At 61.5% G+C, this 15,791-nt stretch carries 15 protein-coding genes; all 15 read left to right on the forward strand.

Annotation, left to right across the window (positions count from 1 at the left end):
• The first annotated feature begins 62 nt into the window (after positions 1-62).
• The 15 genes from CAF87_RS16440 (at position 63) to fliM (ending at position 15,742) form a co-directional block, all read left to right on the forward strand.
• Positions 63-1,538 carry a sigma-54 dependent transcriptional regulator gene (locus CAF87_RS16440; protein WP_085733750.1) on the forward strand — a complete coding sequence of 492 codons (1,476 nt, stop codon included), beginning with the start codon at positions 63-65 and terminating at the stop codon, positions 1,536-1,538.
• A gap of 128 nt (positions 1,539-1,666) precedes the next feature.
• The gene (locus tag CAF87_RS16445; RefSeq protein WP_170929669.1) at positions 1,667-2,860 is read left to right on the forward strand and encodes a PAS domain-containing sensor histidine kinase; all 1,194 of its coding nucleotides are present in this window, start codon (positions 1,667-1,669) and stop codon (positions 2,858-2,860) included.
• A 5-nt stretch (positions 2,861-2,865) separates the two neighbouring features.
• Positions 2,866-4,257 carry a sigma-54 dependent transcriptional regulator gene (locus CAF87_RS16450; protein ID WP_085733813.1) on the forward strand — a complete coding sequence of 464 codons (1,392 nt, stop codon included), beginning with the start codon at positions 2,866-2,868 and terminating at the stop codon, positions 4,255-4,257.
• 128 nt (positions 4,258-4,385) lie between these two features.
• Positions 4,386-4,715: a flagellar hook-basal body complex protein FliE gene (gene fliE / locus CAF87_RS16455; protein WP_085710460.1), complete on the forward strand. Its 330-nt coding sequence runs from the start codon at positions 4,386-4,388 to the stop codon at positions 4,713-4,715.
• A gap of 15 nt (positions 4,716-4,730) precedes the next feature.
• Positions 4,731-6,518 carry a flagellar basal-body MS-ring/collar protein FliF gene (fliF, locus tag CAF87_RS16460; RefSeq protein ID WP_085733748.1) on the forward strand — a complete coding sequence of 596 codons (1,788 nt, stop codon included), beginning with the start codon at positions 4,731-4,733 and terminating at the stop codon, positions 6,516-6,518.
• Positions 6,511-7,530: a flagellar motor switch protein FliG gene (gene fliG, locus CAF87_RS16465; RefSeq protein ID WP_007958288.1), complete on the forward strand. Its 1,020-nt coding sequence runs from the start codon at positions 6,511-6,513 to the stop codon at positions 7,528-7,530. The genes fliF and fliG overlap by 8 nt, the downstream gene beginning before the upstream one ends.
• A 4-nt stretch (positions 7,531-7,534) precedes the next feature.
• On the forward strand, positions 7,535-8,341 hold the full coding sequence (gene fliH / locus CAF87_RS16470; protein WP_085733747.1) for a flagellar assembly protein FliH: 807 nt from the start codon (positions 7,535-7,537) through the stop codon (positions 8,339-8,341).
• Positions 8,331-9,689, forward strand: coding sequence for a flagellar protein export ATPase FliI (fliI, locus tag CAF87_RS16475; protein WP_085733746.1), 1,359 nt, complete (start codon positions 8,331-8,333; stop codon positions 9,687-9,689). Before fliH ends, fliI begins: the two co-directional genes overlap by 11 nt.
• Before the next feature lie 6 nt (positions 9,690-9,695).
• A complete protein-coding gene (gene fliJ, locus CAF87_RS16480) occupies positions 9,696-10,145 on the forward strand; it encodes a flagellar export protein FliJ (RefSeq protein ID WP_085733745.1) in 450 nt (149 codons plus the stop codon).
• Positions 10,146-10,246: 101 nt separating this feature from the next.
• Positions 10,247-10,552 carry an STAS domain-containing protein gene (locus tag CAF87_RS16485; protein WP_085682997.1) on the forward strand — a complete coding sequence of 102 codons (306 nt, stop codon included), beginning with the start codon at positions 10,247-10,249 and terminating at the stop codon, positions 10,550-10,552.
• Positions 10,553-10,557: 5 nt separating this feature from the next.
• Positions 10,558-12,261, forward strand: a complete 1,704-nt coding sequence (locus tag CAF87_RS16490; protein WP_085733744.1) for a fused response regulator/phosphatase — start codon at positions 10,558-10,560, stop codon at positions 12,259-12,261.
• 30 nt (positions 12,262-12,291) lie between these two features.
• A complete protein-coding gene (locus tag CAF87_RS16495; RefSeq protein WP_085733743.1) occupies positions 12,292-12,639 on the forward strand; it encodes an Hpt domain-containing protein in 348 nt (115 codons plus the stop codon).
• A gap of 105 nt (positions 12,640-12,744) precedes the next feature.
• Positions 12,745-14,115 carry a flagellar hook-length control protein FliK gene (locus CAF87_RS16500; protein ID WP_085733742.1) on the forward strand — a complete coding sequence of 457 codons (1,371 nt, stop codon included), beginning with the start codon at positions 12,745-12,747 and terminating at the stop codon, positions 14,113-14,115.
• A 145-nt stretch (positions 14,116-14,260) separates the two neighbouring features.
• Positions 14,261-14,764 (forward strand): flagellar basal body-associated protein FliL, encoded by a 504-nt coding sequence (gene fliL, locus CAF87_RS16505; RefSeq protein WP_085733741.1) that lies wholly within the window; start codon positions 14,261-14,263, stop codon positions 14,762-14,764.
• 9 nt (positions 14,765-14,773) lie between these two features.
• Positions 14,774-15,742 (forward strand): flagellar motor switch protein FliM, encoded by a 969-nt coding sequence (gene fliM, locus CAF87_RS16510; protein ID WP_003222890.1) that lies wholly within the window; start codon positions 14,774-14,776, stop codon positions 15,740-15,742.
• Positions 15,743-15,791: the final 49 nt, after the last annotated feature.

The following is a 15,791-nucleotide window of genomic DNA, read 5'->3' on the forward strand; positions in this document are numbered from 1 at the left end:
CTGCAAGCGTCTCGCTTGCCCCTCGTTTCGGGCATTGAGTTGACTAGGGAAGTTGCTATTGCATGTGGCGTGAAACCAAAATTCTGCTGATCGATGACGATAGCGTCCGCCGCCGCGACCTAGCGGTGATTTTAAATTTTCTTGGCGAAGAAAATTTACCCTGCGGAAGCCATGACTGGCAGCAGGCAGTCGGCTCTTTGTCGTCTAGTCGTGAGGTCATTTGCGTACTGATCGGGACGGTCAATGCTCCTGGTGCGCTTTTGGGCCTGTTAAAGACACTCTCAACCTGGGATGAGTTCCTTCCGGTTTTGCTGATGGGCGATAATTCTTCGGTGGACCTGCCCGAAGACCAACGCCGCCGGGTGCTTTCGACTCTCGAAATGCCGCCGAGCTACAGCAAATTGCTGGACTCCCTGCACCGTGCCCAGGTCTATCGCGAAATGTACGACCAGGCACGCGAGCGCGGCCGTCATCGCGAACCCAACCTGTTCCGCAGTCTCGTCGGCACCAGTCGGGCGATCCAGCATGTGCGCCAGATGATGCAGCAGGTGGCCGACACCGACGCCAGCGTACTGATCCTCGGCGAGTCCGGCACCGGCAAGGAAGTGGTCGCGCGCAACCTGCATTACCATTCCAAGCGTCGTGACGCGCCGTTTGTCCCGGTCAACTGCGGGGCGATCCCGGCAGAACTGCTGGAAAGCGAGCTGTTCGGCCACGAGAAGGGCGCTTTCACCGGCGCCATCACCAGCCGTGCCGGCCGCTTCGAGCTGGCCAACGGCGGTACGCTGTTCCTCGATGAAATCGGCGACATGCCGCTGCCGATGCAGGTCAAGCTGCTGCGCGTGCTGCAGGAGCGCACCTTCGAGCGCGTGGGCAGCAACAAGACCCAGAGCGTCGATGTGCGCATCATCGCCGCGACCCACAAGAACCTCGAAAGCATGATCGAGACCGGCACCTTTCGCGAAGATCTCTACTATCGCCTGAACGTGTTCCCGATCGAGATGGCGCCGCTGCGTGAGCGCGTCGAAGACATTCCGCTGCTGATGAACGAACTTATTTCGCGGATGGAGCACGAGAAGCGCGGTTCGATCCGTTTCAACTCCGCCGCCATCATGTCGCTGTGCCGCCACGGCTGGCCGGGCAACGTCCGCGAGCTGGCCAACCTGGTGGAGCGCATGGCGATCATGCACCCGTACGGGGTGATCGGTGTGGTCGAGTTGCCGAAGAAATTCCGCTACGTCGACGATGAAGACGAGCAAATGGTCGACAGCCTGCGCAGCGATCTGGAAGAGCGCGTGGCAATCAACGGCCACACGCCGGACTTCACCGCCAACGCCATGCTGCCACCGGAAGGTCTTGATCTGAAGGACTACCTCGGTGGTCTGGAGCAAAGTCTGATCCAGCAGGCGCTGGATGATGCCAACGGTATCGTGGCCCGTGCTGCTGAGCGCCTGCGCATTCGACGTACCACTCTGGTGGAGAAAATGCGCAAGTACGGCATGAGCCGGCGTGAAGGTGATGAACAGGCGGATGATTGACGCCTGTTTTTCAACTGTTTCATTTATAAGCAGTTTTTTTTAGGCACGGGTATTGCTACGTCCTTCGCAACGTTCCGTTTAACTGACGGTCAGCCAAGCGAGAGAGCACAATGCCCCAAGCCTCCCAGATGTCTTCTGTTCCCGATTCCTCGGGGCAACTGCCGTCCGTAGAGCAGGCCAGTCGGCAGGGTCTTGAGCAGGCGTTTGCGCTGTTCAGCCAGATGTCGAGTCAACTCACCGATTCCTACAGCATGCTTGAAGCGCGGGTCACCGAGCTCAAGGGCGAGTTGGCCGTGGTCAGTGCCCAGCGCATGCAGGAGCTGGCCGAAAAAGAGCGTCTGGCCAACCGTCTGCAAAATCTCCTTGATCTGTTGCCCGGTGGCGTCATCGTCATCGACGGTCATGGCATCGTGTGCGAGGCCAATCCGGCCGCCATCGATCTGCTCGGTTTACCGCTCCAGGGCGAGCTGTGGCGCCATGTCATCGCGCGCTGCTTCGCGCCCCGTGAAGACGATGGTCATGAAATCTCCCTGAGAAACGGTCGACGCCTGTCGATTGCCACCCGCTCGCTGGACGCCGAGCCGGGGCAGTTGGTGCTGCTCAACGACCTGACTGAAACCCGTCACTTGCAGGATCAGCTCGCACGCCACGAGCGGCTGTCGTCGTTGGGGCGCATGGTCGCCTCGCTGGCTCATCAGATTCGTACTCCGCTTTCCGCTGCGCTGCTGTATGCCAGTCATTTGACCGAGCAGGCACTGCCGGTCGCCACCCAGCAGCGGTTTGCCGGACGCCTCAAGGAGCGCCTGCATGAGTTGGAGCATCAGGTGCGCGACATGCTGGTGTTCGCTCGCGGTGAATTGCCGCTGACCGACCGCATCACACCCAATGCCCTGATGCAGTCGTTGCAGGCGGCGGCGCTGACCCATGTGCAGGATCTGCCAATTCGCTGGCAGTGCGACAGCCATGCAGGCGAGTTGCTGTGCAATCGCGACACGCTGGTCGGCGCAATCCTCAATCTGATTGAAAATGCGATTCAGGCCGGTGGCGGTGACGTGCGCCTGAAAGTGCATTGCTACACCCGCGACAACTCCCTGCGCCTATGTGTGAGTGATAACGGCGGCGGTATCGAGCCGGTGGTGCTGGCGCGGCTGGGCGAGCCGTTTTTCACCACCAAGGTCACCGGCACCGGTCTGGGCCTGACCGTGGTCAAGGCCGTGGCCCGTGCTCATCAGGGAGAATTGCAGTTGCGCTCGCGAGTCGGGCGCGGCACGTGCGCGCAGGTGATCCTGCCGATGTTTTCCGCTGTACAGGGAGCTGAGTGAAGGTCATGGGCATCAAGGTTCTGCTGGTCGAGGATGACCGTTCATTGCGCGAGGCGCTGGCCGATACGCTGCTGCTGGCCGGTCACGACTATCACGCCGTGGGTTCTGCCGAGGAGGCGCTGAAGGCCGTGGAGTGCGAGGCGTTCAGCCTGGTGGTCAGCGACGTCAACATGCCGGGTATGGACGGTCACCAGTTGCTCGGCCTGCTGCGCGCGCGCCAACCGCAATTGCCGGTGCTGCTGATGACGGCTCACGGCGCCGTCGAGCGCGCGGTCGATGCCATGCGTCAGGGCGCGGCGGACTATCTGGTCAAGCCATTCGAGCCCAAGGCGCTGCTGGACCTGGTCGCGCGCCATGCCCTGGGCAATCTCGGCACAGCTGATGCGGAGGGGCCGATAGCCGTCGAGCCGGCCAGTGCGCAGTTGCTGGATCTGGCGACGCGGGTCGCCCGCAGCGATTCCACCGTGCTGATTTCCGGCGAGTCCGGCACTGGCAAGGAGGTGCTGGCGCGCTACATCCACCAGCAATCTCATCGCGCGAGTCAGCCGTTCATCGCAATCAACTGCGCGGCGATCCCGGACAACATGCTCGAAGCGACACTGTTTGGTCACGAGAAAGGTTCGTTCACCGGCGCCATCGCGGCGCAGGCCGGCAAGTTCGAGCAGGCCGACGGCGGCACCATTCTGCTCGACGAAATTTCCGAAATGCCCCTGGGGCTGCAAGCCAAATTGCTGCGCGTCCTGCAGGAGCGCGAGGTGGAGCGGGTCGGCGCGCGCAAACCGATCACCCTTGACATCCGCGTGGTCGCGACCACCAACCGCGATCTGGCGGGCGAGGTGGCGGCGGGGCGGTTCCGGGAAGACCTCTACTATCGACTGTCGGTTTTTCCGCTGGCCTGGCGTCCGCTGCGTGAGCGGACCGCCGACATCCTGCCGCTAGCCGAGCGTCTTTTGGCCAAACACGTCAATAAAATGAAGCATGCGATGGCGAAGTTCTCGCCCGAGGCGCAGGCGTGCCTGATCGGTTATCCATGGCCGGGCAATGTGCGCGAGCTGGATAATGCGGTCCAGCGGGCGTTGATTCTGCAGCAGGGCGGCTTGATCCAGCCCCAGGATTTCTGTCTCTCCGGGCCTGCGCTGTTCGCCCCGTTGCCGGTGGCAGTGCCGACTGCACCAGTCATTCGTGAAGTCGACATCGAGGCGGACTCGGCCGGTGCACTGGGCGATGACCTGCGTCGTCGCGAGTTCCAGATGATCATCGACACCCTGCGCACCGAACGCGGTCGACGCAAGGAAGCCGCTGAAAAACTGGGTATCAGCCCGCGTACGTTGCGCTACAAACTGGCGCAAATGCGCGATGCGGGGATGGACGTCGAAGGGTATCTGTTCGCCACGTAAGCGGTGGCACAAACGTTTGAAAACGCATTTCTCGAAGCTGTGCCCGTGAGCTGGCACCGTTGTTGCTAACACCTGAGTACCCGCCGAGTGAGTGTCAAAAAATTGCGGGCCGCCCAAGAGAGTAGACCATGAGCCAAGGTATTGAATTTAATCGGTTGATGATGGACATGAAGGCCATGCAAATGGACGCCATGTCGAAGCCGAAATCGACTGCAGCCGTCCCTGAAGTGGCGGGCAGCAGCTTTTCCGACATGCTCGGTCAGGCCATCAACAAAGTGAACGATACCCAGCAGGCTTCGAGCCAATTGGCCAACGCGTTCGAAATCGGCAAGAGCGGCGTCGATTTGACGGACGTGATGATTTCCTCGCAGAAGGCCAGCGTGTCGTTCCAGGCTCTGACCCAGGTGCGCAACAAACTGGTTCAGGCTTATCAAGACATCATGCAGATGCCGGTTTAAGGACGAGATTGAGTCATGGCAGAAGCAGTCGCCGATAACGTTCCGGCCAAGGCCACCCCGATAGACGGCAAACCGCCGCTGTTCGGTCTGTCCTTCCTGGAAAACCTCTCCGAGATGACCGTGCTGCGTCAGGTTGGCCTGTTGGTCGGCCTGGCCGCGAGCGTGGCGATTGGCTTTGCCGTGGTGCTGTGGTCGCAGCAACCGGACTACCGGCCTCTGTACGGCAGCCTTGCCGGTATGGACGCCAAGCAGGTCATGGACACCCTGGCCTCCGCCGACATTCCCTACACCGTCGAGCCGAACTCCGGCGCCTTGCTGGTCAAGGCCGATGACCTGTCCCGTGCGCGACTCAAACTCGCGGCCGCTGGTGTCACTCCCAGCGACGGCAATATCGGTTTCGAGATTCTCGACAAGGAACAGGGTCTGGGCACCAGCCAGTTCATGGAAGCGACTCGTTATCGTCGTGGCCTCGAAGGCGAACTCGCCCGCACCATTTCCAGCCTGAACAACGTCAAGGGCGCGCGCGTTCACTTGGCGATCCCGAAAAGCTCGGTGTTCGTACGTGACGAACGCAAGCCAAGCGCTTCGGTACTGGTCGAGTTGTACTCCGGTCGTTCGCTGGAGCCGGGCCAGGTCGTCGCCATCATCAATTTGGTGGCCACTTCCGTCCCTGAGCTGAGCAAGTCGCAGATCACCGTCGTCGACCAGAAGGGCAACCTGCTGTCGGATCAGGCGGAAAATTCCGAAATGACCATGGCCGGCAAGCAGTTCGATTACAGCCGCCGCATGGAAAGCATGCTGACCCAGCGTGTGCACAATATTCTGCAACCGGTACTGGGCAACGATCGCTACAAGGCTGAAGTGTCGGCCGATATCGATTTCAGTGCCGTCGAATCTACCGCCGAGCAATTCAACCCGGATCAACCGGCACTGCGCAGCGAGCAGTCGGTCAACGAACAGCGCACTGCCAGCAATGGTCCGCAAGGCGTGCCGGGTGCCCTGAGCAACCAGCCACCTTCGCCTGCCTCGGCACCGCAGACCACCGGTGGTGCCCAGGCTTCTACCGGTATGATTCAGCCCGGCCAGCCACTGGTTGATGCCAACGGTCAGCAGATCATGGACCCAGCCACCGGCCAGCCGATGCTCGCGCCGTACCCGGCGGACAAGCGTCAACAATCCACCAAGAACTTCGAGCTCGACCGTTCCATCAGCCACACCAAACAGCAGCAGGGACGCCTGAATCGCCTGTCGGTGTCGGTGGTCGTGGACGATCAGGTCAAGATCAACCCGGCCAACGGCGAAACCACCCGTGCGCCGTGGAGCGCCGACGAATTGGCGCGCTTCACGCGTCTGGTGCAGGACGCCGTCGGTTTCGACGCCAGCCGTGGCGACAGCGTCAGCGTGATCAACATGCCGTTCTCCGCCGAGCGCGGCGAAGTGATTGCCGACATTCCGTTCTACTCCCAGCCATGGTTCTGGGACATCGTCAAACAAGTGCTGGGTGTGTTGTTCATCCTGGTGCTGGTGTTCGGCGTGCTGCGTCCGGTGCTCAACAACATCACCGGCGGCGGCAAAGGCAAGGAGCTGGCCGGTCTGGGCGGTGACGTGGAACTGGGTGGCATGGGCGGTCTGGACGGTGAACTGTCCAACGATCGCGTCAGCCTCGGCGGCCCGACCAGCATCCTGCTGCCGAGCCCGAGCGAAGGCTATGACGCTCAGTTGAACGCAATCAAGAGTCTGGTGGCAGAAGACCCGGGTCGTGTGGCCCAGGTCGTGAAAGAGTGGATTAACGCAGATGAGTGATAACCGAGCCGCCGTCGCCAAACTGTCCCGGGTCGATAAAGCCGCGATTCTGCTGCTGTCCCTGGGGTCGACCGATGCTGCACAAGTGCTGCGCCACATGGGCCCCAAAGAGGTTCAGCGAGTCGGTGTGGCCATGGCCCAGATGGGCAACGTCCACCGTGAGCAGGTCGAGCAGGTCATGAGCGAGTTCGTCGACATCGTCGGCGACCAGACCAGCCTGGGCGTCGGCTCCGACGATTACGTGCGCAAAATGCTCACCCAGGCCTTGGGTGAAGACAAGGCCAACGGCCTGATCGACCGCATTCTGCTGGGCGGCAACACCAGCGGCCTCGACAGCCTGAAATGGATGGAGCCGCGCGCCGTAGCCGACGTGATCCGTTACGAGCACCCGCAGATCCAGGCGATAGTGGTCGCGTACCTCGATCCGGATCAGGCCGGTGAAGTGCTGGGCAACTTCGACCACAAGGTGCGTCTGGACATCATCCTGCGCGTCTCGTCGCTGAACACCGTGCAGCCGGCGGCACTGAAAGAATTGAACCAGATCCTCGAGAAGCAGTTCTCCGGCAACTCGAACGCCTCGCGCACCACCCTGGGTGGCATCAAGCGGGCGGCGGACATCATGAACTTCCTCGACAGCTCGATCGAAGGCCAGCTCATGGACTCGATCCGCGAAGTCGACGAAGACCTGTCCGGTCAGATCGAAGACCTCATGTTCGTGTTCAACAACCTGGCCGACGTCGACGACCGCGGTATCCAGGCGCTGTTGCGCGAAGTGTCCTCCGATGTGCTGGTACTGGCCCTCAAGGGTTCGGACGAGGGCGTCAAGGAAAAGATCTTCAAGAATATGTCCAAACGTGCTGCCGAACTGCTGCGCGACGACCTCGAGGCCAAAGGCCCGGTGCGCGTCAGCGACGTGGAAACCGCGCAGAAGGAAATCCTCACCATCGCCCGCCGTATGGCCGAAGCCGGAGAAATCGTGCTCGGTGGCAAGGGCGGCGAGGAAATGATCTAACACCATGGGCCAGAATGACGACGATGTGACGGACCTGATCCGTGCCCGGGACGTCCGCGGTTTCGAAACCTGGGCAATCCCAAGCTTCGATCCGCCGGCGCCGGAACCCGAGCCGGAACCAGAGCCCGAACCGCCGGAAATGGAAGAAGTGCCGCTGGACGAAGTCCAGCCACTGACCCTGGAAGAACTCGAAAGCATCCGTCAGGAGGCTTACAACGAGGGCTTCGCCATCGGCGAAAAAGAAGGTTTCCATAGCGCCACCCTCAAAGTGCGCCAGGAAGCCGAAGTTGCCCTGACAGCCAAGATCAACAGCCTTGAGCAGTTGATGGCGAACCTGTTCGAACCCATAGCCGAACAAGATACCCAGATCGAAAAGTCCCTGGTCGACCTCGTGCAGCACATCGCCAAACAGGTGATTCAGCGCGAGCTGGCCATCGACTCGACGCAGATCGAACACGTCATGCGCGACGCCCTCAAGCTGTTGCCGCTGGGCGTGGGCAATGTGCGGCTGTACGTCAATCCGCAGGATTTCGAACAGGTCAAAGCCCTGCGCGAACGTCATGAGGAAACCTGGCGTATCGTCGAGGACGAGTCGCTGCTGCCGGGCGGTTGCCGGGTCGAAACCGAACACAGCCGGATCGATGCGAGCATCGAAACCCGTGTCGGCCAGGTCATGGCCAAGCTGTTCGATCAGTTGCACGAACAGGCCTTGCACCCGGCCGAGCCGGACCTGAGCCTGGATCTGCCGGAAACGCCGAAACCGGCCCCTGTCACCGACGAGCCGCTCGCGGACGCCTCCGATGCGCCTTGAACGCACCAGTTTCGCCAAGCGCCTGAGCACCTACGCCGAGGCCACCGAGATCCCCGGTGCGCCGATCCTCGAAGGGCGGCTGCTGCGTATGGTCGGCCTGACCCTCGAAGCCGAAGGCCTGCGCGCCGCCATGGGCACCCGCTGCATGGTAATCAACGACGACAGCTATCACCCGTCGCAGGTTGAAGCGGAAGTGATGGGTTTCTCCGGCAACAAAGTTTTCCTGATGCCGGTTGGCAGTGTTGCCGGTATTGCGCCGGGCGCCCGTGTGGTGCCGTTGGCCGATACCGGTCGCCTGCCGATGGGCATGAGCATGCTCGGTCGCGTGCTGGATGGCGCCGGACGTGCGCTGGACGGCAAGGGCGGCATGAAAGCCGAAGACTGGGTGCCGATGGACGGCCCGACCATCAACCCGCTCAACCGTGACCCGATCAGCGAACCGCTGGACGTCGGCATTCGTTGCATCAACGGTTTGTTGACGGTCGGTCGCGGTCAGCGTCTGGGCCTGTTCGCCGGTACCGGTGTCGGTAAATCGGTATTGCTCGGCATGATGACCCGCTTCACCGAGGCCGACATCATCGTCGTTGGCCTGATCGGTGAGCGGGGTCGCGAAGTTAAAGAATTCATCGAGCACATCCTCGGTGAAGAAGGCCTCAAGCGTTCGGTGGTGGTTGCATCCCCAGCGGACGATGCGCCACTGATGCGTCTGCGCGCAGCGATGTACTGCACGCGGATCGCCGAGTATTTCCGCGACAAGGGCAAAAACGTTCTGTTGCTGATGGATTCCCTGACCCGTTTTGCCCAGGCCCAGCGGGAAATCGCTTTGGCTATCGGCGAGCCGCCGGCGACCAAGGGTTATCCACCTTCAGTGTTCGCCAAACTGCCGAAACTGGTAGAGCGCGCCGGTAATGCGGAGAAGGGCGGTGGTTCGATCACGGCCTTCTACACCGTGTTGTCCGAGGGCGATGACCAGCAGGACCCGATTGCCGACTCGGCGCGAGGCGTGCTCGACGGGCACATCGTGCTGTCCCGGCGTCTGGCCGAAGAAGGTCATTACCCGGCCATCGATATCGAAGCGTCGATCAGCCGGGTGATGCCGGCGGTGGTCGCGCCGGAGCACATGACCCGTGCGCAGTACTTCAAGCAACTGTGGTCGCGCTATCAACAGAGTCGCGATCTGATCAGCGTCGGCGCGTACGTCGCCGGCGGTGACCGCGAAACGGACCTTGCCATCAATCTGCAGCCGCAACTGGTCAGATATTTGCGTCAGGGCCTGAACGACAGCATCAGCCTGGGTGAAAGCGAGGCGTACCTCGAAACGATTTTCGCCCCTGCGGCCGGCGGGTAACCGGCCATGGCCCTGAGCCGAGCCGCGCGTCTGGCGCCGGTGGTGGAAATGGCCGAAAAAGCCGAGAAAACCGCCGTGCAGCGCCTGGGTTATTTCCAGGGGCAGGTGAAGGTGGCCGAAAGCAAACTCGCCGACCTGCATGCTTTTCGTCTGGATTACTCCGAACAATGGATCGTACGCGGCAGTACGGGCGTGTCTGGGCAATGGCTGCTGGGTTTTCAGGGCTTTCTGGCGCAACTCGATACCGCGGTCGATCAACAGCGGCAAAGTCTGCAATGGCACCAGAACAATCTGGACAAGGCCCGCGATGCGTGGCAGCAGGCGTTTGCTCGGGTCGAGGGGCTGCGAAAACTTGTACAACGCTACCGCGACGAAGCCCAGCGCGCCGAAGACAAGCGCGAGCAGAAGCTGCTGGACGAGTTGTCCCAGCGCCTGCCGCGCCGTGATGCCTACTGACGGGTAGATCTCTGACAGTTTCCGGCGACTTCCTGCCTTGCCCCTTATCCTTGCAAGTGCTAAACCTTGTACAGGTTCGTCAATGACAAGGAAGCCAGTACATGTCAGTCGTTACAGAAGTCTCTCCGGATGGGCAAAAGCTGACGATTTCGATCAAGGGCCGGTTCGATTTCGGTCGCCATCAGGAGTTTCGCGAGTCCTACGAGCGACTCAATAAAAAGCCCGATTCCATCGTGGTGGATCTCAAGGAGGCCACCTATCTCGACAGTTCGGCCCTGGGCATGCTGCTCCTGCTGCGCGACCATGCCGGTGGCGACGACTCGGACGTGCGGGTAGTAAACAGCAATTCGGATGTGCGCAAGATCCTCGCCATCTCCAACTTCGACAAACTGTTCGACATCAGTTGACGGCCATGCAGCCGCAAGAGCCCCTGACGATCCTGATCGCCGAGGACAGCGCCGCTGACCGGCTGCTGTTGTCGACCATCGTGCGACGCCAGGGGCACGAGGTGCTGACGGCTGCCAACGGTGCCGAAGCGGTCGAGGTGTTTGCCAGTCAGCAGCCGCATCTGGTGCTGATGGATGCCATGATGCCGGTCATGGACGGCTTCGAGGCTGCGCGGCAGATCAAGGTGCTGGCGGGTGAGAATCTGGTGCCGATCATCTTCCTCACGTCGCTGACTGAGAGCGAAGCCTTGGCGCGATGCCTGGAGGCTGGCGGCGACGACTTTCTGGCGAAGCCGTACAACCAGGTGATCCTGTCCGCCAAAATCAAGGCGATGGATCGCTTGCGCCGCCTGCAAGCCACGGTGCTGGAGCAGCGCGACCTGATTGCCCGGCACCACGACTACCTGCTCAACGAGCAGCGGGTCGCCAAGGCAGTTTTCGACAAGGTCGCGCATTCCGGTTGCCTGAGTGCGCCGAATATCCGCTACCTGCAATCACCCTATGCGTTGTTCAACGGCGATCTGCTGCTGGCGGCCTACACGCCGGCCGGCGACATGCATGTGTTGCTCGGTGATTTCACCGGGCACGGTCTGCCGGCGGCGGTCGGTGCCATGCCTCTGGCGGAAGTGTTCTACGGCATGACGGCCAAGGGTTACGGGCTGGCCGAAACCCTGCGGGAAATGAACGCCAAGCTCAAGCGCATCCTGCCGGTGGACATGTTCTGCTGCGCGACGCTGCTCTGCCTGAGTTTTCAGCGCCGCAGCGTGGAGATCTGGAACGGCGGCATGCCCGACGGTTATCTGCATCGCATCGCCACGGGCGAGCGGGTGCCGCTTGCCGCGCGGCATCTGCCTTTGGGTGTGCTCAGCCCGCAGGCCTTCGACGATCAAACCGAAGTGCTGCCGATGGCGGTGGGTGATCGGGTGTTCCTGTTGTCGGACGGCGTGATTGACACCTGCGACGCCAATGATCAGTTGTTCGGTGTCGAACGCTTGCAGCGGGTGTTTGCCGGCAATCGCGAGCCGGATCGGTTGTTCGCCGAGATCGAGCAGGCGTTGCAGGATTTTCGCGGCGAAGCCCGGGACGATGTGAGCATGGTCGAGGTCAGCCTGCTGGAAATGGCGCAGGTCAATCCCTCGGCACCGGTGTATTCCGACAGCGGTCAGTCGTGTCCACTGGACTGGTCGGTGAGCTTCGAATTTCGCGGTTCCACCCTGAAACGCTTCAATCCGTTACCCTACCTGCTGCAATTGCTGCTCGAAGTGCATGGCTTGCGCACGCAGAGCGGGGCGTTGTACAGCGTGCTCGCCGAGCTTTACTCCAATGCGCTGGAGCATGGGGTGCTGGGGCTGGATTCCAGTCTCAAGCGCGACGCTTCGGGTTTCGCCCGTTACTATGAGCAACGCAATGCGCGCCTCGATGCCCTGCAGGAGGGTTATGTGCGCGTGCATCTGGAAGTTCGTCCAGAGGGCGAGGGTGGTTGTCTGGTCGTGCGTGTCGAAGACAGTGGCAAAGGCTTTGACGTGGCTCGGGTGATGGAGCGGCCGCTCGACGGTGTCCGCCTGTCGGGGCGCGGCGTCAGTCTGATCCGGCAATTGAGCAGGAATCCAAGCTGGTCGGACGATGGTCGTAGTGCTCGCGTGGAGTTTTTCTGGGAGGCTCTGGCATAATCCGCGCATTCTTGATCAAGGAGTGAACAAGTGACTGATGCCTGTGTAGATCGCGACGTGCTGAGTGCGTTGCAAGAAGTCATGGAGGATGGCTATCCGGAGTTGCTGGATACGTTCCTGGCAGATTCCGAAGCGCGCCTGCGTGAATTGCAAAAAACCGCCGATGCCGAAGCCCTGTCGTCTGTCGCCCACAGTTTCAAAGGCAGTAGCAGCAACATGGGCGCAACCCGCCTGGCCGAGCTCTGCCAGGAGCTGGAGCAGCACGCCAAAGACAAGAGCCCGTCCGAAATTATCAAGCTGGTGGCCGAAATCCACGATGAATTCGCGGATGTGCGCCCCGTCTATGAAGCCGAGCGCCAGCGCTCTCCCGCCCATTGAGTCAACCGTCCGGCGTTTTTATCCGGCGCCGGACGAAACTGGCCCGGCACTTGCAGTCATCTCGTTCAACTGTACCTACGATCCCAGTGCAGCGGAGACCGTGCCATGCCTGCAACCCCTAACATTCTTCTTCAGACTGCCGCCCAGGCCAAGGCGCAAGCCGCCTCTGCCAAACCGTCAGTGGTGGCCGCAGGCCCCGGGGACAAGGCTTCGAGCTTCGCTCAGGTATTTGCCGATCAGGGGCAGAACAAGCCTTCCGCAACGGTCGATAACTCGGTAAAACCCGCACGCGACAAGGTCGCCGACAACAGCGGTAAGAAAGACGCCGGCAAGGATCAGTCTGCCGCTCCGGACGCGACGGTTGCCGATAGCGGCAAAGCCTTGCCCGCCGACAAAACCTCGTCGACTGCAACGGATGATCCGGTGGCCAGCGACGATACCTCCGATACGCCGACCACGCCGGTCGCCGACACCACACCGGTTGTGGATCCGACGCTGGACCCGGCGCTGATGCAGGTCGTGCAGCCGGTTGTCACGCCACCGGTGGTCGCTGTGCCGGTCATTGAGGCACCGGTGAAGCCTGAGACCCAGGCGCCCGCGGTGGCGGCATTGCCGGCTGCTGCCACGGCAGAGCCTGCCGCCGACAGTGATTTCGATCCCGAGGCTGATCCACTCGATTCGTTGCCGGCCGTGCGCATGGCGATGGAGCAGAGCGGTCATATTTCCGCGTCCAGCCAGTCGCAACCCAAGGCGACGCCGGCCCAGACCCAGGCTGACGGTGAGTTGACCTCGGCGCAGACCTTCGCCGCCGGCATGGCCAGCATGCTGGATGTGCAGGCCGACAAGGACAGCACCAGTCAGGGGGGCGAAAAAGCCTTCAGTGGTCTGATCGACGATGGTCTGAAAGACCTGAAATCCGCCACCAGCGATACCCGCGTCGATGATTTCGCCAACCGTCTGGCGGCACTGACTCAGGCGGCCACACCGAAAACCGCCAACGCGGTGCCGGTGAATCAACCGATTGCCATGCATCAGAACGGCTGGACCGAGGAAGTGGTCAACCGCGTCATGTACCTGTCGAGCAACAACCTGAAGGCTGCCGATATCCAGTTGCAACCGGCTGAACTGGGTCGCCTGGATATTCGGGTGAACATGGTGCCGGACCAGCAGACCCAGGTGACCTTCATGAGCGCTCACCCGAGCGTTCGCGAAGCCCTCGACGGTCAGATGCATCGCCTGCGTGACATGTTCACCCAGCAAGGCATGGGGCAGGTCGATGTCAACGTGTCCGACCAGAACCGCGGCTGGCAGGGGCAGGGTCAGGAACAGGCCCAGCAGGGCCAGACGGGGCGCACCAGCGCCGCTGGCGGTCGTCTGGACTCGTCGGAAGAAGAGTTGACGTCTGCGGCCGTGGCTGAAGCGGCTGCCGCCACCACTCACGTGATCGGCTCCAGCGCTGTCGACTACTACGCCTGATTCATCCTCCCTCGAGGGAGCGGCCCTGTCGGCTCCCTCGTCTGTTTTGCCACTGCTCTCCATTTCACTCCGACACTTCTGGCATAACACTTGCTCTTGCCTTGCCGTGCGACTGTGAAAACCCGATTAGTGACGGATTATTGGCATGGCGAAGAGCGAAGCAGCAGCAGTAAAAGACCCCGCAACCAAAGGCAAACTCAAGATGATCATCGCGATCGTGCTCGGATTGCTGCTGGCCATCGGCGCGTCTGTGGGGGCGACGTGGTTCTTCATGCACAGCGCCCAGAGTAAACCTGCGGCTGCCGTGGAAACCGCTCCGGTCGGCAAGCAGCCGGCGATTTTCGAGCCGATGGCGCCGGCCTTCGTGGCCAACTACAACCAGAACGGCCGTCAGCGCTACATGCAGGTGAGCATCACCATGCTGGCGCGCAACCAGGCCGACCTTGAAGCGCTCAAAGTGCACATGCCGGTGATCCGCAACAACCTGGTGATGCTTTTCTCCGGTCAGGACTTCGCCACGCTGGCGACGCCGGTCGGTCAGGAGATGTTGCGCCAGAAGGCCACGGCCAGCGTCCAGGAAGTGGCGCAGAAAGAGCTGGGCAAAGTGGTGATCGAACAGTTGCTTTTCACTAATTTCGTACTGCAGTAGGAACACGACATGGCCGTGCAGGATCTGCTGTCCCAGGATGAAATCGACGCGTTGTTGCATGGCGTCGACGATGGTCTGGTACAGACCGATAACGCTGCCGAACCCGGCAGTGTCAAAAGCTACGACCTGACCAGCCAGGATCGCATCGTCCGTGGACGCATGCCGACTCTGGAAATGATCAACGAGCGTTTTGCCCGCTACACCCGCATCAGTATGTTCAACATGCTGCGCCGCTCGGCGGACGTTGCCGTCGGTGGCGTGCAGGTGATGAAGTTCGGCGAATACGTGCACTCGCTGTACGTACCGACCAGTCTCAACCTGGTCAAGATCAAACCCCTGCGCGGCACCGCGCTGTTCATCCTCGACGCCAAACTGGTGTTCAAGCTGGTGGACAACTTCTTCGGCGGCGACGGCCGTCACGCGAAGATCGAAGGGCGTGAATTCACCCCGACCGAACTGCGCGTGGTGCGCATGGTGCTGGAACAGGCGTTCGTCGATCTGAAGGAAGCCTGGCAGGCGATCATGGAAGTCAATTTCGAGTACATCAACTCGGAAGTGAACCCGGCCATGGCCAACATCGTCGGCCCGAGCGAAGCGATCGTGGTCTCCACGTTCCACATCGAACTCGATGGCGGTGGCGGCGACCTGCACGTGACCATGCCGTACTCGATGATCGAGCCGGTGCGCGAAATGCTCGACGCCGGTTTCCAGTCGGACCTCGACGACCAGGACGAGCGCTGGGTCAACGCCCTGCGCCAGGACGTGCTCGATGTCGATGTGCCGATCGGTGCCACCGTGGCTCGCCGCCAGTTGAAACTGCGCGACATCCTGCACATGCAGCCGGGTGACGTGATCCCGGTCGAGATGCCGGAAGACATGATCATGCGCGCCAACGGCGTGCCGGCCTTCAAGGTCAAGATGGGCTCGCACAAAGGCAACCTCGCGTTGCAGGTGATCGAGCCGATCGAGCGCCGCTGAAGCGGCGCAACACCCCTTACGCCTTTAACTGAATTGTTGCCCGCCGAGG

The sequence above is a fragment of the Pseudomonas sp. R38(2017) genome (assembly GCF_002112395.1).
In the GTDB taxonomy this organism is placed as follows: domain Bacteria; phylum Pseudomonadota; class Gammaproteobacteria; order Pseudomonadales; family Pseudomonadaceae; genus Aquipseudomonas.